Here is a 20205-nt window from a genome sequence, read left to right on the forward strand (position 1 = left end):
AATACATAGTGGGTTATTACAATCGGTATCGACCTCATCAACATAACAATGGTTGCTCACCGATTATGAAAGAAAAGCAATACTGGGAAACTTATAACGAGGTGGCCAAAAAGTATTGACCACTACACATTCTATTGTTGAAGCGCAATGCTTGAAGCTTTTAAAGCAAGGTTATTCTATGGCTGAGATTAGTCGAAGAATAGGGAAAAGCAGATGTTACATTAAAACGTTAGCACTAAGAGAAAATGTTGAAGTTGAAACAAAGCCGAAAATCATAACCAAACAAGTCAAATTATATATCTTAGATTTAGCCAAGAAAGGATTTCACCGACGTGAGATTGCTTATCGCTATGGCATATCAAGTGGTAGCGTTGAGCAACTTATTTCTAGTTGTCCTAACCTAGTGATTTGGAGAAAGAAGTGTAAATCTGACTCAAAGCGTCGTAGATATAAATGTGCAATAATGAATTTTATTAAGACACACCCGTTGGCATCTCGGCAAGATTGCAAGAAAAGTAATTATGCAGCGTTTTATTGGCTGTACAATCACGAACAAGGTTGGTTACACGCCATTTTGCCAACGGCGATTAAGGGCAAATGTAATCAAAGGGTTGATTGGAATCAAAGAGATAGGCTGCTTTCAAAACAACTCAGTGATCTTTTGTCTAAGAAAACAGGCTCAGTAACTTTAACGAAGCTAGATCAGTTATTAGGTGCTCATGGGTGGTTGACGAGATACAAACATAAACTACCAACAACGATGATGATATTTGAAAACTATAAGTTAAGAAATAAATGAACATACCTTTGGATGAATCATTACAAAGCTTTCTTTTTCGGCAGCAAATGCTATTTGCAGGGGAGCTGAACCCTAAGGGGGTGATAACAAAAGATGGAATGTGGTACTCATATCCTTATGCCCATCAAGAAGTTCAACATATTTTTCATCGATTTGATGATAGCGTTCTGCTTGAAGCCGCTGAGGTAGGAGAACCAATAAAAGCTTGCCTAGATGGTATTTTTACCCCTCCCGATAGCTATTGTTTGTCTTTACGGGGTAGCTTTTTCAGCAATGAAAAGTGGCGGAGTCGAATGTCGTGTAAAACAGGAATTCGATTTTGTCAGGCATGTGTTAACGAGGCCATTTCCGAGTATGGACACGGTTACTTTAGACATCAATGGCTTAAAAACACTTGGTGCTATGTGCATGAATTGCCTTTACGGCACTTAACAAGTACTTCATATAGAAATGCGATTGAGGATGTAAAAGAAGTTTTAGTTGGTGGCATACCGGTTAACGAAGTGTGTACACAAAAGAGGCCATCGGAGGTTGCCAAATCGTCATTGGGTAATAACACAAAGAAACTAGAGCTCTTTTTTGCAGTCCATGCGCCATATTGCTTAGGGCGCTTATTGGCAAGTTGGCTGAGGTTAAACTTAAATAAACTGTGTGAATCTAATAAGTTTATAATTAGAGAAGAGTGGTTCGCAGTCCTCTTTAAGTTACTTGTTTTACCAATTGATTCTTATGATTATTTACAAGCTATTCGAAAGCTGAATGCATTGATTATTTTTTTAGGGAGACGCTCCACTTTTAGTGAATATATGAGCGAACATGTCGGATATGTCAGAATGTTTGTTTCCCCGAGAAGGCAGCTATCTGAAGTTATGATGCTTCCAAAGGAGCGAGACTGCGGTTTATGCGCTAAGAAGGAAGATTGTGCGGTCATGAACTTGGAATATAGTGAAATTAAAGAGGAAGTTGATCTTCAATTTTTGTTTCGCTATTCACACTCTTTTAAGAGGTACGCCTTAGATCAAGGATATATTGACTTGACAGGCAACCATGCATGGATGCCCTTTCGAATTAACTCTCTTATGTCGGAGGAAGAAATGAAGAAAGGGGAGCTAATGAAGTTTGAGTCATAGTGTCGATATTTCCTCTACGAAAACTTGTAATGACAATTATGTTTTAGCATTAGCTCATATCCGATCTTACAGTTTAAAAGAACAGGTTTGACTTCGCCTGACAGGCGGCTTTGAGCTCTTCAAGAGCGGTCTTATTCAATTTAAAGCGTTTGCGTAAAAAGCGAATTTGAGTTTCTTGTGCAAAACTCTACATCAGTAAGAAGATATGTTCTTGAGCAAGGGTGGATTTCGCGAGCAGGGAAGCACTTTTGGTCTCCGCTACTGTTCCAATCTACTATGCCAGAAGACTATAAAAAAAGTGCAGCTGAAATAACGGTGCTGTTCTAATAGGAGCCATCTTCGGTGTTATATTACACCCTTACGGGAATTTTTGAGTTCTTTGTTTAGTTTAAGGGCAACTTTTACAATGTGTTGCTATATTAATGCAATTATCAGTTAACTCACTAAATCAAAAGTCACCGATAGAAAAATGGGTAACTGCCAGAGTAAGTCTAAGCTTAGTGCACTTTAAATTAGCATTAGAGAATCCAAAAGTCCTTGACCACTATGAATACCTCCTTCATTTTCATTTGCCGGTTTGCTTCTTATTAAGTAGCCAGCATACCCACCATACTCGGTGACAGGCTCCCCATTGTAGTAAACTGTAAATAAGCCTATTTCACTAATCAGGTGATTCACAATAGCCTGCTTTCCGTCCCGAATTGTTAATACTGGTTTTTCACGTTCAATAGCGTAGATACGTTGCATCAATGCCCATGCATCATACTCTTGGGGCTTAATAAGTTCTAACTTTTGGCTAATATCCGCTCCGAAAACACAGTTTCCTCCGCCTTCTCCTTGGTTCTTTAAAACCCAATCTTCTTTATTGGCTTCAGAATTGAACCACTTGATAATTTCTTTTCTAATCGGATTCATATCCGCCAAAACACTTTTAACTAAGAGTGCCTCTTCGTAGGTCAACCCCCAATTCATATATTCATCTATCGACATATTTGTTACCAGCATTTGCATTGCTTTACTTGTTGCCAGCTGCTGACTAATTGTGGCATTCATAGCTACATGGTGTCGCTCGATAAATAGCCTAACTCTACTAAGGGTTTGACAACAAACCAATTTGTCGAGTTTAGGTGAGTAGTAGTCAGAACATTGATATCCAGTCCTGAGATACACTACATCTATAGGTCCGACGTTTTCTAAAATCAGGCGCTTGGATTGACCGGTTGAAAGTTGACTGCTCAACTGCTCAAATGTGCGCCTGACGGTACGAAAGCCCAGTTTTTGTAATTCTAACTCCAATAAATGTTGATCATAAACGTTGTCTTCACTTTCTTGAACCACCATTAAAAATGTAGGTGAGCCCGATTCGCCAAAATCTTTTTTAATTTCAATCGCGGATACAGCGATGCCGATAGCTACCTGTTCAAGCCCCTCGTTTTCCGCCACAGTGGCTTCGTCCGTTTCTAACCATTTTTGGTAAGCGCTATTGTGCTGCTCACATATATACCTATGTAGTTGAGTACCACGGGAGCCAAATGGTGCCATACCAGCCGCAATGCCATTAAACTCTATAACCTTAGCACCTTGTTCACGATCATCCATGAAATCTGTCCGCATGATTAGGAGTGGCTTTCTAGCTGAAAAGCTGCTCAAGCCATCTTCACCATGGGCCTCTTTATGCAATGATAGTAGTATCTTGAAAAAAGGCTCCGCTTCTGCAACCTTGCTTAAAGATGACTGTAAAAATGCATGGTCTTCTGAAATATTATTAATTAATTTAGATACTAGGGGGGTAACTTTCAACAGATGCTCAAAGTGATTTCTTTTCATTTTCATTGGTGCAATACTAAAAGGCACGTGTCTTGCTGTACTATCATGTTGCTTAAACGCGACGCCATGCATTATTTCCCACTCAATAATATCTTCAACGATTTCTGATGGAAGGTAATTGCTTTCGTTTGATATTGTCATGCTTTGATACTCATGTTTGAAAGGCTTTAACAACCAAGCCTGATTTCAAGCGATTCATGCTTTCTCTTGTGCCTGTAGAGCAAAATAAAGAATTTGATGTTTATCTAGCAGCGAGCAAGCTCAGCATTCTTCTTACGGCAAAATATTTGTTAAACACACTATTACAATTTTACTCTAACTAGTTGAGAGCGTACCCTCCTGAAATCGGGACGGTTCGCTTAGAGCCTTGAAAAGGCAGAGACAACCAGTACTTAATTTATCAGTTTTGAAGGTTGAGCTTTTTTTTCGTTGCTGTTGCACCTCTTATCCTCTTGTTTAAGGCAGATAGATTCGAGCTTTTGATCCATAGTCAACAGTCGGTCTAAAACTTCCCTAATTTCTTGTGCAACAGGATCGTTCTCTGATTGGGTTTCACCATACGAGAAAAAGCATAGGTTTTCTGTTAACGTTCGATACTTTTGGTCACTATCTTTTGATTTGTTAGATTTTGAAACTGCGCGAGCTGGCACACCCACGACAGTGGTATTATCAGGTACTTCTTTAGTAACAACTGAGTTTGAGCCTACTTTCACCCCATTGCCAATTTTTATAGGGCCTAGTACTTTTGCTCCGGCACCGACGATCACGCCATCCCCCAAGGTTGGGTGCCTTTTACCTTTTACCCAGCTGGTCCCACCTAGGGTGACTCCATGGTAAATTGTTACATCATCACCAATGACGGCGGTTTCGCCAATCACAACCCCAATACCATGGTCTATAAAGAACCTTCGGCCCACTATAGCTCCGGGGTGAATTTCAATACCGGTGAGAAAGCGATTCAGGTTAGACAAAACTCGAGATAAGAATTTGAGCTTCCTTTTCCACATTGCATGAGCAATGCGATGCATCGCTATTGCATGCACACCAGGGTAGTTAAAAACTACTTCTATGACGTTTCTAGCTGCAGGATCTCTCTGAAGAACACTCTTGATGTCTTCTCTAAGTAGTTTAATCACTTAATATTCCTCAAGTAATGAATCTATATTTAACAACGCGTAAAGCTAATTTCAGTTTTTAATAATATTCTTTTTTATTTCGTTGGGCTGACTTGTATCTATCTCGAGAACCTTGCTAAAACCAAAGGATGTCGTCATTTTCAAAGCCAGCTGAGCGCATTTCTATGCTTTCAAATAAATCCGCTAGCTATAGCGGTTTTATTTCAACCTAATGCAAAACTCAATGGGCCATAATTTTAAAAACTAACTATCGAGTGACGAGCTTTTAGGTCTGGGGGAGTCTCTGTTTTCAGCTATTACTTTTCTTTTTTCGGGATTGAAGTCGATACAACTAAGTTCCCTATGCCCCACACCTAGCACCACTACTTTTCAAAGTTCAGGAGTTAAGAAAGACGAAAAGCCTTTCAATAGGACGCAAAAATAGTCGGAGATTATGCATCTTTTTTTGAAAGTAGCCGTCATACTTAGAGTTCGTAACGTTATAGAGGAAGGTATTTCATATGCTAGGGGGGTTTATATGCTAGCTGAGTGGGAGAGCCACAAACAACAACTTAGAAGTTATATAGCTCGGCAAATAAGTGATCAGGAAGTTGTTGAAGACATACTACAAGAAGTCTTCATTAAGGCGAGTGATAATCTACAGCAACTGAAAGCAAAAGGGAGCCTCAGGAGTTGGCTGTACACCATAACTAGAAACACAATAATTGATTACTACAGAAAACGAACTAACTACGAAGAATTGCCTGATGACCTTGCTCAAGAGTCAAAAGACCTCATAGAGCAAAACTATAAAGTATTGTCTGGGTGCTTGAGGCCTTTGTTACAAGAGTTGCCAGATAAATATCGTATCCCCTTAGAACTATCGGAGCTTGAAGGGATGAGTCAACAAGATGTTGCAACGAGTCTCGGGCTTTCTTTATCTGGTGCTAAAAGTAGAGTACAGCGTGGTCGAGCGAAGTTGAGAGAGCTAATGTTAGCTTGTTGTGAATTTGAAATGTCTAAAGGGGAAATAACAGATTTTACACCAAAAAGTGAAACAGGGAAAAAGTGCTATGATAGAGTGCGTAAAAGGTACACTTAAATTGTAACCTCTATATTGTGTAATATTTTAATTTAAGAATTTACCATAAGGAAGTTAAGTCAATGGCTAACCTAAAGCGATTCGTCAAAGAATAATAATGGCTAGCAGCTAAAATTGGCTCGTTATGATGCAGTAGAACATTTTTAATAAAGTGCAGAATGACGACCATATTGTTGCGTCTATTTTGTGTGTAACAACGTCATATATGTGATATCTGAATAAGAGAGTATTAATATGATGAAAGTTGTGAGTTTAAAGATATGCCCGTTTGTACAGCGCGTAACTAGCTTGTTGGAAGCAAAAAATGTCCCCTATGAGATTGAATTCATTGATCTCAAAAATAAACCACAATGGTTTTTGGATATTTCGCCGAATGCGCAAGTACCAGTCCTGATACTTGAAACTGGTGAGGTCTTATTTGAATCCGACGCAATCGCAGAGTATATCGATGATATTACAGCCCCTATAGAAGTTGGCATCACACCAGAGCAGAGAGCTAAAGACAGAGCTTGGAGCTATCAAGCCACAAAGCACTACCTATTGCAGTGTTCTACAATGAGAAGTCCCAACGCTGAGATATTGCAAGAGCGGCAGGCAAAACTAAGTAAAGTTTTTGAGAAAGCGGAAGCGGTGTTGGGAGAGCATCCATTCTTCAAGGGTGATAGCCTTAGTAACGTTGATATTGCTTGGCTGCCCTTGTTACACCGGGCGTCAATTATAGAAGAAAAAACAGGATATGATTTACTTGGTGGTTTTCCCAAAGTTAAATCATGGCAATCTGCAGTATTAAATACCGGTATTGCTGACCGCTCGGTAGCTGTTGATTTTTTGGAAGAGTTTTATGGCTTTTATCTGACAGACAAAACGTACTTAGGAAATTTGGTACAAAATCGTTAATTCAAACTTTAGCTATCTAAATCGTATTGCAGGTTAGTATCAGGGCGGGATCCGGGGTGAGAGTATACTTCGTTAACGACCATTAACTGGAGGTAAGCTCTGCCCTGAATTCATTCATCGTCAAATCTTGCCCGAACACATTTGCCACGTATCGAACCTTTACGGCCTGTGTGCTGTTTTACAGATTGCGAACACCCTGTCTGAGCGCCATGTTTTCCGCGGAAAAGATTCACTTACTCTGACAGGCATCTTCTTTAAACACGACACCCAATACCCAATGCTGCTGGTTCTCGATGTGCTAATGGTGGCGGATAGCTTTTTGTAACATCTGTGCATCAGGCTCAACTGAAGTGACATAAAAGTGCGTGTCTATTTTTGTTAACGATTCGGATTTTTTGTGTCTTTCAAACGCGACTAGCGAAGTGAGTCTAGGCCATTTTTCTCTTATCTCTTCAGACAGATTGTCGGCCTTTAGAGCATAAGTGATGTATGTTTTTTGACGTCCATAACCATTGCTAACTTGTACATCTTCAGTCAAATTCTTTTCTTCTGCAAAGGCTGTTTCCAAACATGAAATGACTACTTTATAGAGTGTTTTCTGATTTGCTTTGGCCTGTACCAGATAGTTAGCCCCTCTTGAAATCAATGCTGAAAGAGTCGCTTTCTGACAATGTAGTGCATCTAGTGTTGTCCACTCCCCCGTTAGTGAGACACCTGTAAACTAGAGTTTTCCAACTTTGCTCGGTAAGCTGCGGGTGGCAGATCATCAAGGCTTTCATGTGTTCGTTCTTCGTTGTAATCCAATCGCCAGAACCACACCATTTCTTTCACTTGATTGATACTCTCAAACAAGTAAGCATCTAAAAATTCTCGTCTAAATGAGCCATTAAAGCATTCAACAAACCCGTTTTGCTGTGGCTTGCCAGGCTGGATATAAACTAATTCGATGTTATGTGCTTCACACCAATCGGTTAAACGCGCTGAGATTAATTCAGGCCCGTTATCTACTCGAATTTGTTTCGGTAAACCGCGCTCTGCTTTGAGTTGTTCAAGTGTTCTAACAACCCGTTCCGCTGGCAGCGAAGTATCTACTTCAATAGCCAAACACTCCCGAGTGCCTTCATCAACAATATTGAGCGTTCTAAATCGTTTTCCGCAGTATAAAGAATCATGCATAAAATCTAAGGCCCACTGATGATTAGCTTGAGCGACAACTTCCAATGGCTGCGCAACTCTTTTAGGCAACACGCGTTTCACTCTGCGCTTTAAGTTCAAACCCATTTGGCAATACACCCGATAAACGCGCTTATGGTTAAACGGATAACCTTTAAAACGAAGACGACCATAGCATTTCCAGAATCCAGCTCTGGGGGACTTTTTTAATTCTGCATTGATGGCATCAATGACAGCTGCGTCAGCCTTTCGCCAGTCTCGTTCTGAGCGGTAGTAGGTAGCGCGACCTATACCCACAAACTTACACGCTTTTAGAATACTTAAACCCGCTTGAACCAGTGTGCTGGCGCTACTTCGCTTCTGCGCTGTCACCAACCCTTTTTTGCGAATAACTCCTTAATCGCATGGTTCTCTAGGCTGACATCTGCGTACATCTTTTTAAGCTTGGCACTCTCTTCTTCAAGCTCTTTCAGGCGTTTAACATCTGACGCTTCCATCCCGCCATATTTGGCTTTCCAGTTGTAATACGTAGCACTGCTGATCCCATGCTTGCGGCACACTTCTTCAACCTTCATACCTGCATCGGTTTCTTTGAGCACAGCTATGATCTGAGATTCTGTAAAACGTGACTTTTTCATCGTTGTCTCCTGTTTGTGATATTACAGAAAACTCTAATTAAACATGTCTCATGTTAAGGGAAGTGGACAGTGTGACGATAGAATCTGAAATATCGAGCACATCTAATAAGGCCCTAACTGCCGGCATCTCATTGGGTTTACTCGCTAGTGTATGCTGATACAAAGTTAAACCTGACTCACAATCAAAAGCAGACACTAAGTGTAAGTTATCCTCACGTTTCTTAATGGCACCGCGCAGGGTTTTGCCATCAAATGCAATGATTGGCTTAATAGACTGAAAGCGCTGCTCGTTGACCCAACTAAACAGGCTAAAACCAACGAATCAGTCTCCACTGTTTTTTAATAATTCGTGCAATGCTATGTCGCGTTGGAATACCGTGCTTAAATGCTCTGAACTGCCTGAGCCTGGGCTGTTTATCGTGCTCGAACACCTCGATATCTTTCCAGCCTTCACAACCGGATAAAACAGGCGAGATGATAAGAAACAAAACATCAGCAAGATCATGATGTTGATTGATAGAAGAACGCTTATCTTCAATAAGTTCAAGGAGGCTAAATAATGAGATAATTAACAAGTCGATAGTGATAATGTGGGCTTTATTAGATCAGAGAAGGACTGGGTGTTAAAGCCTTTTTACAAAGTGTGATCCCTCCGTGGGGGTATACCCATCACTTTATAGGCTCTTTGATAGTCACCAAGTTCCTTTGCAAGACTAAGTAAACCTATTTTGTGTTTAATGATTGTATTGTTAGTATGTAGTATGAGAGTTACCTCTTATTTGTTTTGATTTTAAGGTTCGACACCTTTATCAAAGCGGTAACTCCCACTTTTTCAAGCGAAGTGTCAGATCTTGTCTGAACTAATACAATTAAAATGACTAATCACATTCTCAATTTGCATTTTTTCTTTGTTGCCAGTTAACCGGTTTTTATATTCGACAATTCCTTCTTTTAGATTACGCTCGCTAATGATTAAAATATGTGGGATTCCAATTAACTCAATATCATTAATCATCACGCCGAGGCGCTCTTTACGGTCGTCAAGTAATACTTCAACGTTATTAGAGGCTAAAGTGTTGTATAGCATCTCAGTAGCTCTCTGTACGGATGAAGATTTATGCATATTTATCGGGATAATTGCCACATTAAAAGGTGCAATAGATTCAGGCCATATAATTCCAAATTCATCATGATTTTGTTCAATAGCGGCCGCCACAACTCGTGTACAACCTATACCGTAACTTCCCATTTCTAAAGTTCGGTTTTTACCTGTTTTATCTAAAACATTTGCGTTCATCGCTTTTGAATAGTAATCACCTAACTCGAAAATATGACCGATCTCAATTCCTCGCTTTAAGCTAAGTTTCCCTTGGCCACACGGACTAGGGTCTCCTTCTGCAACGTTTCGAATGTCAGCAATACGATCTATTTTTGCATCACGAACCCAATTAATGCCGAAATAGTAGTTATTGTCTAGGTTTGCACCAGCGACAAAGTCGCTGATAACAGAAGCGCTGTAATCAACTATGTACGGAATGTTGAGGTTGACAGGGCCGTGTGCTCCTATAGATGCACCTGTCAGCTCGAAAATTTCTTTCTCATCAACATAGTGAATTGGGAACTCAACTTCTGGCAATTTCTCAGCTTTAACTTCATTTAGCTGATGATCTCCGCGAATAACCAAAGCAACAATATTAGAACCTACTACATTAGACGCTTTCACAAATATAACTTTTACAAAAGAGCTGCTAGATAGCTTTTTTTCCATCGCTAACTCGTCAACATCATTTACCTCTGGCAGATAAACCATTTTCAAACTCTCTGATGCCATTTTACGCTTCGTTTTAGGAAGCAACGCATCTGCTTTCTCTATATTGGCAGCGAATTCCGATTTATTAGAAAATGCTATTAAATCTTCACCACTATCAGCTAAAGCATGAAATTCATGCGAATTTGAGCCACCTATATTGCCTGAATCAGCAAGCACTGCTCGATACCTCAGCCCAATACGGTCAAAAATTTTACAATATGCTTGGTACATTTTTTCATAATTATCTCTCAAGCTACTTTTACTTAAATGAAAAGAGTAGGCATCTTTCATAACAAATTCACGAGAGCGCATGACACCAAAGCGAGGCCTAATTTCATCTCTAAATTTTGTTTGAATTTGATAAATGCTTAAAGGAAGGCGCTTATAGGAGCTAATTTCGTTACGAACGAGATCAGTAATGATTTCTTCGTGAGTAGGACCTAAAACGAATGAGCGATTGTGTCGATCTGAAATGCGCAATAGCTCCGGCCCAAACTTATCCCAACGCCCAGTTTCTTCCCACAAATTAGAGGGCTGGACTAATGGCATTAGAGTTTCCATTGTTCCAATGTTATCCATCTCTTCTCTAACAATCTTTTCTACTTTACGCAGTACGCTTAATCCCAAAGGAAGCCACGTGTATAAGCCCGATGACAATTTGCGGATCATGCCAGCTCGCTGCATTAATTGATGACTGATTATGTCAGCATCTTTCGGTATAGCTTTTTGTGTAGCTAAAAGGTAATTAGTTGTACGCATATTCTGTATCCGTTATCTAGTTGTGAGTATTCATGTTCATGTATTTCAGGAAGCCGATTCAGTAAGTGAGGGCTTTCCGTACACGTGTGTTAGTTATGTATTCAAGATTAATTAGTCGCATCTAAATTTACAGTTGCACAATAGCGCATGTATGCGTATATTTCAATCCGAACTCAACATTTAAGAGAGATAATATTTTGGATATAGATAAATTGATGATAGCGCTTAATGAGTTTATTCATGTAGGCGGAGGCTTGATACTTATAATTGCTGTAGTTTCAGTTTTAACTGGTCTAATGCGAGAATATGTGCCACAGGATAAAGTTCAGAAAAAAATCAATAAGCATGAAAAGTGGGGCAGTGTATTAGGAGCTGGTTTTGGAATGCTTACACCTTTTTGTAGTGCTGCTGTAGTACCAGTTACTATGGGGATGGCTTCAATGGGAGTTTCCTTAGGTACTGTACTAAGCTTTTTGATTTCAGCGCCATTATGTAACTTTATTGTTTTAGCGATGATTTACGCGATGTTCGGCTTAAAAATAACGGCTGTCTATCTGGCTCTTACATTTGGTGCAGCTGTTATCGGTGGTTGGATAATTTCTAAATCACCTTGGAAAAACGAGATTAAACGAGGTGATGAGTTAGAAGATGCAAAGCAAGTGCCTAGTTGCAGTACATCTAGTAATGCACCAACTAGTGCCTGTGCGACAATGACTACAACACCTTGTGAAAGTGCTGAGCAAAAACAAAGCTTAAATGCATGTGATACAGTAAATATGAGTTGTGATTCCTTAGCAACAATGGTCAAGGGACAAGTCCAGCCGTCTCGCATGCGAAGTGCAATGCATTCAGCTATTGCGCTATTTAAGCGAATTGTCCCTTATGTTTTATTAGGTGCGTTAATAAGTGGCCTTTCTGCGGCATACCTACCAGCGGAGCTGGTTGAAAAATATGTTGGTGGAGATGATATTAGTTCAATTATTATTGCTGCCGTTATCGGTGTTCCTTTGTACTTGCGCATTGAAATGGCTATTCCTTTGTTAAAAGTGTTAATCATAAAAGGTATGGGGTTAGGGCCTGCATTAGCACTGATAATTGGTGGTACAGGTGCTAGTTTGCCTGAGATTGCGCTAGTTTCTTCAGTGTTAAAGAAAAAAGCAGTATTTGCATTCTTAACAATTGTTTTAACCACCGCAGTGTTAGGTGGAATGATATTCCAATATTTGATTTAAACAATCAATACGCCACTCTTGGTTGTGGCGTATTTTTATGGAACTTGTATGAAAGTAGAGATCCTATTGTGTGGTTATGTGCCGAGTAAGTTACAAGCAGGGTAGGGAGACTACGGACAATGTTTAATTCGTGAATTTGAACTTGATAATGTTAGCGGCATTCCACCCAGTGTACATGAAGACTTAAAGTGGATTCTTGGTTTTGATTTTTATTTTTCTTATTGGGGTCGGTATAATGGCCACAGGTTATCTCGAAGCGGTAAGAACAAAGACTCATGATTGATGTAAATTATATTGATGCCCTTAAAGCATTATCGGATCCAACTCGACTACGTTTATTTTGGTTACTACTACATGTTGATCAACGTATAACAGTAGCTGAAGCATTAGATGTTACAGGGGATACTCAATATAACGTATCAAGAAACTTAAAAATGCTTTTTAAAGCAGGGTTGTTAACACAGCAAAAGAAGGGCAAGTGGGTTTACTACACAATGTGCGAGCAAAGCGCACCTCATTGCCAAGCTCTAATAGACTCGGTTAGGTATCTACCTTCCGAATCTTTTTCGGAAATAATAGAACGGTGTGTTTTACGCTTGTCTATGCGTGTTAACGGAGAGTGTGTGGTTGGTGCTGACAGTGAAGAGTGGAAGGCATTAATCAACAAAGAAAAAATGGACTCTGTATAAATCTGTGTAACTGTCAATTTTTAATTTTTAATTTTTAATTTTTAATATAGGGTTGATCTGATTCAACACTTTTGGACACCTCATTAAGTGAGTAAACTAACTCATAGAGGTGAAAAATGACATCCCCAAAGAAAACCAGAAAAACTTATTCAGCCGAATTTAAAGAAGAAGCCTTGAAGCTGGCGACCAAAGCTGGAATTGCACAGGCTGCGCGAGAACTCACAGTTTATGAATCTCAGCTCTATGCTTGGCGTAACGCAGCTCAAAAGAAAGCATCAACCTCTGAGAGCAGAGAATGCCAAGTTAAAACGCCAGTTGGCTAAGCAAGCAGAGGAGCTAGAAATCCTAAAAAAGGCGGCTACCAACTTCGCGAAAAACCAAAAGTAACTCGATTTGAGTTTATGAAAGACAACCGCAGGTCATTCTTAATACGCAAGATAGCCTATGTATTATCAGTGTCGCCAAGTGTGTATTATTCATGGCTAAAATCGTGCCAGCAGCCGAGTAAGCGCAAGCAGGCGTAACAAGCGTGTGATACTAAAATCAAAGATACGTTTACAAAGAGCATGGAGCTCCAAGGGCTTTTAGCTTAAAGCGGCTCGCAAGTTTAAAGTGACAACAGACAGTAAACTCGTATTGCCTGTTGCTCCGAATTTGCTTGGGCAAGACTTTATCGCTGACGAGTCAAATCAAAAATGGGCAGGCGACATCACCTATTTAATGACAAGCGAAGGTTGGTTCTATTTAGCAGTTATTATCGATTTATACTCACGCGTAGTGATTGGTTGGTAGTGAGTAAGCGCATGACATCAACCTTGGTGTGTGATGCTCTATAAATGGCGCTGTGGCGACGCGGCATGCCAGCACATATTTGAATACATTGAAATTGATTACAACAAAAAGAGAAGGCATAGTGCTATTGGCTATCTAAGCACTGAAAGATTTGAACAACTGAACATAGCTTAATGAAGTGTCCTGTTTTACTGGATCAGATCATCGTTTTTTGAGTTCACAAACAACTGTTCGTGAAAAAGCCATGTGAGCTTTGCATCTATTTTTACAGTAGCAATTTTTTGGTAAAATGAAAGATCATCAGTTCTAGGTTTACAACGACGGAAGGCCCCGTGATACGCTGGAAAACATGTTTCCAGTTGACTATCTTTGAGGCCTTATAACCTTGCTAGCAGCAAGTTACATCAGGTTAGGTGGGTTAGAGTTAGTTTAAATAAAAATAAACTGATATAAGTAACCAGCACTGATAGCCATTGATAAGACTACAAAAAGAAACGCCCAAATCAGCTTATTCTTAAAAATTGATTTGAGTAAAATAACTTCTGTCAAGCTAGCTCCTGCACTACCTATGATGAGTGCCATAACGGCTCCAAGCCCCATTCCTTTTGCTGCTAGCGCTGAGCTTAGTGGGATCACAGCTTCAGCTCTTATATACAATGGAATACCGATAACTGCTGAAATCGGAATAGCAAAAGGGTTAGTTTCACTAGCGATGCTTAAAATAATTTCTGTTGGCATGAAGCCATATATAATTGAACCTAAAGCAATACCTCCGAACAAATAAGGAACTACCTTTTTGAAATCTTTCCAGGTGCTTCTCCAAATTTTTATCCACTTGCTTACAGGTGGGGCTTTTTTGTGACAAGCTGAACCACATTGTTTTTTCTCAGGTTCAATATAAGCTTCTGATCTAACGTACTTTTCAAAACCGAGTTTTTCCAACGTGATGCCTGCTATTATTGACACTGCCATCGCAATTGAGAAATAAAAGACTGTAACCTTGACACCAAAGGTAACCGCAAATAGCCCTATGATAATGGGGTTAAGTAATGGGCTTGAAAATAAAAAGACCATCATGGTTCCAAACCCAGCATTCGCTCGCAACAGACCTTTTAAGAAAGGTATTGTCGAACATGAGCAGAAGGGGGTTATAGCCCCAAGTAAGCTTGCTATAAAGTAACCATGACCATTCTTCCCACTTAATATACTCTGGATTTTTGAAGCTGGAATGTACTCTTGTAAGATACCTACAATGTAGCTAATTATTAAATAAAGCAAAGTCAGTTCAACAGCTAGAGTAATAAACATACTCAAAGTGTTTAAAACAACCTCTTGATTAATAGACATAAAAAACCTCTCGACGATAAAAATCAAAATCTATATTTCTAGTAACTTGGAAATGATAGGGTGAGGTTGTTGGCTTTGTCAATAAATTTCTGGTAATATGGAAATATTAAAGCCTCTAGAGTGGATAAATTATGGTAATTGAAGAAGTGGCCAAAGCCTTTAAAGAGCTTGGCCATACGACTCGGCTAATGATCTTTAAAAGACTAGTAAAGGCAGGTAAGGGCGGGATAAGTGTTGGAGCACTACAGCAAGAGCTAAATGTTCCCAATTCAACATTGTCCCATCATATTTCCAGTCTCATCTCTGCTGGTCTAATTAAACAGCGAAGAGAGGGGAGGGTCTTGTTTTGTACTGTTGAATACAAGAAGTTACTTGCTGTTATCAGCTTTCTACAGGATGAATGCTGTTTTGATGAACCTTAGTTATTCAGAGTTAAGTTGTAAGTAAGTTATTTGTCACGGTCAGTCAATGCCAAGGGCTGACTGTATGAATGATAACGATTTTTCGATAAAGTTTAGTTGTTCAACAATAGTCCTCGCCTCTCTAAAACTCCTTTCCTGAAAATGTATAAATTGCATTGGTCACATTTGCCAAGTTCTATGCATCCTTTTTGCCAATACTGCGTCTTAGTAAGTAGCCAATACAACTAAGGGTTAGCTTTTCTAACGGTAAGAGCTATTAAAATATGAATTTGAGCAATAGAATATCTGAGTGGTCGCTCATTCTTAAATTAATTTTAGGGATTTTAACTGGTATCTCTATTGGTATATTTGCCGACGAAAAAACAATGTCTATTATTGCGTCAGTAAAGTATGTGTTAGGGCAATTTATATTCTTTACTGTTCCTCTGGTAATTGTCGCATTTATTGCACCTGCAATAACTAAACTAAAATATAACGCTAACAAAATGTTAGGTGCCGGAATAGGTATCGCCTATTTTTCAGCTGTCGGAGCTGCATCTTTGGCTTACTTTTCAGGTCTAGTTTTGATTCCATATCTCTCCGTCCCAATCGAAACAGAGAGCTTGAGACCCATTCCCGAAGCAGCATTTAAACTCTCAATCTCTCCTGTTATGTCGGTGATGTCAGCATTAGTACTAGCCATTCTTATTGGTATGACAACGTTGAAGACAAAAGCCAGTGGCTTCGAAAAACTTCTAGTTGAATTTGAAAGTATGATGATGATTGTCATAAAAGCAGTTGTTATTCCTACCTTACCGCTATTTGTGGCTTCCACCTTTGCAGGGCTCGCTTATGAAGGGTTATTAACTCAACAGCTTCCTGTATTTTTGAAAGTAGTCATGTTAGCGCTGTTGGGTCACCTAGTTTGGTTAGCTATTTTATATTCAATAGCTGGATTTATTTCTGGTAAAAACCCTTGGCAAGTTATAAAGCACTACGGTCCAGCATATCTAACAGCTATTGGTACTATGTCTAGCGCTGCAACACTTCCTGTCTCGTTGAATGGAGCAAGAAAATCGAAAGTTCTAAGTAAGGAGACTGTTGACTTTATGGTGCCGCTTGGAGGAACGATTCACCTTTGTGGTTCAGTTTTAACCGAAACACTTTTTGTCATGGTTATTTCACTGATGCTTTATGGCTCAATCCCACCAATTGATGTGATGGCAGTATTTATCTTGTTGTTTGGGGTATTTGCGATTGGTGCCCCAGGCGTTCCAGGAGGCACCGTTATGGCCTCAATGGGGATAGTGGTAGGCGTGTTAGGCTTTGACCCAGCTGGTGTAGCACTATTAATTGCTATATTTGCAATCCAAGACAGCTTTGGAACTGCATGTAATGTTACTGGTGATGGCGCAATCACGCTAATGCTAGAAGGAATATTTAATAAAAATGCAGATCAAGATCCAGCGCTATGATAAGGGCTTAACCAAAAATAAAAAATAAGTTACAACAGCAACTACTTTTCTAGTAGCTGCTAAATTCCAAAACTAAGAAGATATTGACGTTACAGCTTGAATTGCAATTTTATTAATGGCGACCTTATACCTGAAAAACATCAGGAAGATAGTTTTGAAAAATATAAGTGCTAGCGCCTCAAGCAGTGAATGCTCTGTCGCTTTTCCTTTAGAAATGATTTGTTGATTATGAAAAGTTTAAAAAATATACCGGTAACATTAGTTTCCATTTTTCTGTTATTCAATGCATTGGATGCAACAGCAAATAGTCAAGGTTTTGAGGCTATTCAAGGTCAAATAGCAGCATTACAAAATCGTGTAGATGAACTTGAAGAAAAAAAAGTGCCATCGAAGAGTAGTAACTTAACTCTTTATGGAAGCTTTAGGCCCGCACTCACATATAGTCATTTCGGCAATGGGAAGACCAGTACAGATGTTACGGATTTTTATTCTAGGATTGGCTTTAAAGGAGAGAAAGTTCATAGCAGCAACCTAACTGCCTTTTATCAGGGGGAGTGGGATGTTGACATAGAAGCTGATTCTGACTTTGGTGATGCGCGACTAGGGTTTGTCGGCTTGAAGGGATATTTCGGTAAGATTGCAATCGGAAAACAATACAGCCCGCATTACAATACTATCGCGTTCGTGACAGATATATTTAATAACAGAGCAAGTCCTTTTGCATACGATGAAGCTGGGCCAGCCAGAACAAATCAACTAATAACATATTCATACGCTGCTAATAACTTGAAATTTGAAGCCGGGATTCAAGCCAACGGACATGAAGAGTACAGTGCCGGTGGAGATAATACTAATTCCAATAATAAAGCACACATAGATGCTAGCTCATTGGGAATTGGATATAACGGATCCAGCTATTATTTTGGTGCTTCATTTCTTAATCAAAAGATAAACGATAGTGAGGAAAAAGATTTTGTTTCATTTGCTGCAAGTTGGAATGTAAAAGAAAAACTATACTTAGGCATAACTTATCGGGATGTCGAACATGTATTGTCAGGCAATCATTACAAACAATCATCTTTAGACATAGCGTCTGCATACTCTTTTAGCAAGAGCTACAAATTAAAGATGTCATATTTCGATTGGAACGGTAACGGGCTAGGGCGCTCGTATAACGGTTACAACGTAACCTTTGAAAGGCACTTTAATAGTTATATTTATATATTTACAGAATGGCTGACTCGGGACATCGAAAATCAATCAAGGAAAAACCAACTAAGTGTCGGCATACGTTATGATTTCGAAGCCTCACTTTAAAGCGCTATGGTTATTGGTGACCTTTTTGTGAAAAGAAAGTATTAGTTTTTTGATAATGGAAAGGACAGGCTTATCTCACAAGCTACTATAGAAAATTTTTGCATCCTTTGTTAGCCAGCTCCGTCTAAAGTTTACACAGTACGTACTACAATACAGAGGTTAATAGTGAATTTTGACAAGAAAGATCCTGCAGCGGAGAACCAATTCATCAGAAATAGCGCGCATATGCTTGAGGGGATATTCGGAACCGCGGATGTCACTCCTTTTTGGGTGGCTGATATGGACTTAAGGGTTGCAGAACCAATCATAGATGAGTTACAACGCCTGACAAGTCGAGGGAAGTTTGCTTATGAATTTCACTCGCAAGGGGTATTTAAAGCAATAAGTGACTGGAATCTCCGCAGGCATGGTCTCAAATTGAATACGAGTAACTTTGTACAAGTTACCGGCGTACTAACAGGCATAGCTTTACTTATACGAGAGCTGACGGAAGTCAATGATAGTATCTTGATTCAAACACCTGCTTACCACCAGTTTTCTAAAGTAATAAGTACTGCTAATAGGAAAGTTGTTAAAAGCCCTCTTCGTGTCGTTGACGATAGTTATGAAATGGATTTTCAAGATTTGGAAAGCAAATTAAAAGATCCAAATGTGAAGGTACTCATATTGTGCAACCCTCACAACCCTGTTGGCAGAGTTTGGCGGCCAGACGAACTGATTACAGTGCTTGAATTGGCAAATAGATATAATGTTACAATAATCAGTGATGAGATTCATTCTGACATTATTTATCAAGGATATAAGTTTACCAGCCTGATGACTGTCGGGGCTGATAAACACGTATCATTAATCGGTTCGCCATCAAAAACATTTGGTCTGCAAAGTATCTCAAATGGTTATCTCTACACTGAAAATACCGAGCTATTAGAGAAGATGAAAGCCATTTCTGAGTCGCTTTACCTAGATCATGGGAGCGCATTTTCGACATTTGCAACTATTGCGGCATATGAGAAAGGTGAATCGTGGTTAGGCGCTTTTATGGAGTACATGCAAGGAACTGTAGACTGGCTCCAAAATTTCACTGATAAAGAACTCACTAACGTCAAGATGTTTCCCGTCGAAGGCACCTACCAAGCTTGGTTAGATTTCTCTGGCGTAGGTCTTCCAGGTGATGAATTGATAAAGCTGTTTGGAAGAGCTGGGTTTGGAGCGTCTCCAGGCACTTGGTTTGATAGTGACGCAAAACAATATGCCCGGATCAGCTTTGCCTGCCCTCGTGCGGATATACAAGAGGCGTTCAAGCGTCTAGACCTAGAGCTAAAAGCAATCACATAGGTGGTACTTTTTTCTTTGACAGCTTGCCCTTTAACTCCAAAAAAAAGTAAAGGGCAGGCAGCTGAACGTGTATAGAAGTGCACAAGTTAGCTAAAAAAGATAAGAGCATTGAACTGCCTGAATACCACAGTTATTTCAGCCTCATGTCGGAAATTAAAAGTGCAGCTGCATTGGGCGCTCGAGTGCGTGAACACTCAGCTTACTAATATGTATTAGCTAAAACTTGACCTGGTAATCTTCCTTTTTATAGAGCCAAACAATAAAAGCGAAGTGGAGAACTGCGCTTCATACGCTTCCTGATTCAGCCTAAAGCCAGTTCAAACATCAAACCTGTTTCATTTCCATCGGCTATACAACTTGGTCGCTT

At 39.6% G+C, this 20205-nt stretch carries 15 protein-coding genes and 3 pseudogenes; 11 read left to right on the forward strand and 7 right to left on the reverse strand.

The features are described 5' to 3' along the window. The first annotated feature begins 178 nt into the window (after positions 1–178). Both HG263_RS15385 and HG263_RS15390 read left to right on the forward strand, forming a co-directional pair. Entirely contained in the window at positions 179–799 is a 621-nt protein-coding gene (locus HG263_RS15385; protein ID WP_171626981.1) for a TnsD family Tn7-like transposition protein, read from the forward strand. Positions 800–807: 8 nt separating this feature from the next. Next, positions 808–1929: a hypothetical protein gene (locus HG263_RS15390; protein ID WP_171626982.1), complete on the forward strand. Its 1122-nt coding sequence runs from the start codon at positions 808–810 to the stop codon at positions 1927–1929. Between the two features lie 507 nt (positions 1930–2436). On the opposite strand, the gene HG263_RS15395 is transcribed toward HG263_RS15390, so the two are convergent. Beyond that, positions 2437–3897 (reverse strand): glutathione synthase, encoded by a 1461-nt coding sequence (locus tag HG263_RS15395; RefSeq protein ID WP_171626983.1) that lies wholly within the window; start codon positions 3895–3897, stop codon positions 2437–2439. Between the two features lie 251 nt (positions 3898–4148). Beyond that, positions 4149–4892, reverse strand: a complete 744-nt coding sequence (gene cysE / locus HG263_RS15400) for a serine O-acetyltransferase (protein WP_171626984.1) — start codon at positions 4890–4892, stop codon at positions 4149–4151. Between the two features lie 517 nt (positions 4893–5409). On the opposite strand from cysE, the gene sigZ reads away from it, so the two are divergent. Then, the gene (sigZ, locus tag HG263_RS15405; RefSeq protein ID WP_171626985.1) at positions 5410–5973 is read left to right on the forward strand and encodes an RNA polymerase sigma factor SigZ; all 564 of its coding nucleotides are present in this window, start codon (positions 5410–5412) and stop codon (positions 5971–5973) included. Positions 5974–6207: 234 nt separating this feature from the next. Further along, positions 6208–6870, forward strand: a complete 663-nt coding sequence (locus HG263_RS15410) for a glutathione S-transferase family protein (protein WP_171626986.1) — start codon at positions 6208–6210, stop codon at positions 6868–6870. A 298-nt stretch (positions 6871–7168) separates the two neighbouring features. On the opposite strand, the pseudogene HG263_RS15415 reads toward HG263_RS15410, so the two are convergent. From HG263_RS15415 to HG263_RS15440, 4 genes and pseudogenes are all read right to left on the reverse strand, one after another. After that, positions 7169–7519 (reverse strand): annotated as a pseudogene (locus HG263_RS15415) (ISAs1 family transposase); the annotation flags it as partial. A gap of 53 nt (positions 7520–7572) precedes the next feature. Continuing rightward, positions 7573–8681, reverse strand: a protein-coding gene (locus HG263_RS15420) for an IS3 family transposase (protein WP_171626987.1) whose coding sequence is annotated in 2 segments (ribosomal slippage) — positions 7573–8435 and positions 8435–8681 — 1110 coding nt in all. Because the reading frame shifts where the segments join, the coding sequence is not laid out codon by codon here. A gap of 67 nt (positions 8682–8748) precedes the next feature. After that, a pseudogene (locus HG263_RS22440) lies at positions 8749–9247 on the reverse strand (ISAs1 family transposase); the annotation flags it as partial. A gap of 278 nt (positions 9248–9525) precedes the next feature. Continuing rightward, positions 9526–11250 (reverse strand): proline--tRNA ligase, encoded by a 1725-nt coding sequence (locus HG263_RS15440; RefSeq protein WP_171626989.1) that lies wholly within the window; start codon positions 11248–11250, stop codon positions 9526–9528. A gap of 197 nt (positions 11251–11447) precedes the next feature. On the opposite strand from HG263_RS15440, the gene HG263_RS15445 reads away from it, so the two are divergent. From HG263_RS15445 to HG263_RS15455, 3 genes and pseudogenes are all read left to right on the forward strand, one after another. Continuing rightward, a complete protein-coding gene (locus tag HG263_RS15445) occupies positions 11448–12482 on the forward strand; it encodes a permease (RefSeq protein WP_246239998.1) in 1035 nt (344 codons plus the stop codon). A 275-nt stretch (positions 12483–12757) separates the two neighbouring features. Beyond that, positions 12758–13171, forward strand: coding sequence for an ArsR/SmtB family transcription factor (locus tag HG263_RS15450; protein ID WP_171626990.1), 414 nt, complete (start codon positions 12758–12760; stop codon positions 13169–13171). 116 nt (positions 13172–13287) lie between these two features. Beyond that, positions 13288–14137: pseudogene (locus HG263_RS15455) on the forward strand (DDE-type integrase/transposase/recombinase). A 255-nt stretch (positions 14138–14392) separates the two neighbouring features. On the opposite strand, the gene HG263_RS15460 reads toward HG263_RS15455, so the two are convergent. Continuing rightward, complete coding sequence (locus HG263_RS15460; RefSeq protein ID WP_171626991.1) at positions 14393–15310, reverse strand: permease; 918 nt, start codon at positions 15308–15310, stop codon at positions 14393–14395. A gap of 131 nt (positions 15311–15441) precedes the next feature. Between HG263_RS15460 and HG263_RS15465 the strand changes: the two genes are divergently transcribed. The 4 genes from HG263_RS15465 to HG263_RS15480 all read left to right on the forward strand — a co-directional run bounded on the left by HG263_RS15465 (position 15442) and on the right by HG263_RS15480 (position 19838). Beyond that, positions 15442–15732, forward strand: coding sequence for an ArsR/SmtB family transcription factor (locus tag HG263_RS15465; protein ID WP_171626992.1), 291 nt, complete (start codon positions 15442–15444; stop codon positions 15730–15732). 263 nt (positions 15733–15995) lie between these two features. Further along, positions 15996–17186 carry a dicarboxylate/amino acid:cation symporter gene (locus tag HG263_RS15470; RefSeq protein WP_171626993.1) on the forward strand — a complete coding sequence of 397 codons (1191 nt, stop codon included), beginning with the start codon at positions 15996–15998 and terminating at the stop codon, positions 17184–17186. Between the two features lie 228 nt (positions 17187–17414). Then, complete coding sequence (locus HG263_RS15475; RefSeq protein WP_171626994.1) at positions 17415–18503, forward strand: porin; 1089 nt, start codon at positions 17415–17417, stop codon at positions 18501–18503. A 165-nt stretch (positions 18504–18668) separates the two neighbouring features. Continuing rightward, entirely contained in the window at positions 18669–19838 is a 1170-nt protein-coding gene (locus HG263_RS15480) for a MalY/PatB family protein (protein WP_216628480.1), read from the forward strand. Positions 19839–20205 lie beyond the last annotated feature (367 nt).

Origin of the sequence: Pseudoalteromonas caenipelagi, from assembly GCF_013140855.1 — a bacterium.
Taxonomy (GTDB): Bacteria; Pseudomonadota; Gammaproteobacteria; order Enterobacterales; family Alteromonadaceae; genus Pseudoalteromonas; species Pseudoalteromonas caenipelagi.

Coding starts and splice junctions, on each gene's coding strand:
- HG263_RS15385 (WP_171626981.1), top strand. CDS start 179: ATGGCTGAGATTAGTCGAAGAATAGGGAAAAGCAGATGTTACATTAAA.
- HG263_RS15395 (WP_171626983.1), bottom strand. CDS start 3,897: ATGACAATATCAAACGAAAGCAATTACCTTCCATCAGAAATCGTTGAA.
- sigZ (WP_171626985.1), top strand. CDS start 5,410: ATGCTAGCTGAGTGGGAGAGCCACAAACAACAACTTAGAAGTTATATA.
- HG263_RS15410 (WP_171626986.1), top strand. CDS start 6,208: ATGATGAAAGTTGTGAGTTTAAAGATATGCCCGTTTGTACAGCGCGTA.
- HG263_RS15440 (WP_171626989.1), bottom strand. CDS start 11,250: ATGCGTACAACTAATTACCTTTTAGCTACACAAAAAGCTATACCGAAA.
- HG263_RS15450 (WP_171626990.1), top strand. CDS start 12,758: ATGATTGATGTAAATTATATTGATGCCCTTAAAGCATTATCGGATCCA.
- HG263_RS15460 (WP_171626991.1), bottom strand. CDS start 15,310: ATGTCTATTAATCAAGAGGTTGTTTTAAACACTTTGAGTATGTTTATT.
- HG263_RS15465 (WP_171626992.1), top strand. CDS start 15,442: ATGGTAATTGAAGAAGTGGCCAAAGCCTTTAAAGAGCTTGGCCATACG.
- HG263_RS15470 (WP_171626993.1), top strand. CDS start 15,996: ATGAATTTGAGCAATAGAATATCTGAGTGGTCGCTCATTCTTAAATTA.
- HG263_RS15475 (WP_171626994.1), top strand. CDS start 17,415: ATGAAAAGTTTAAAAAATATACCGGTAACATTAGTTTCCATTTTTCTG.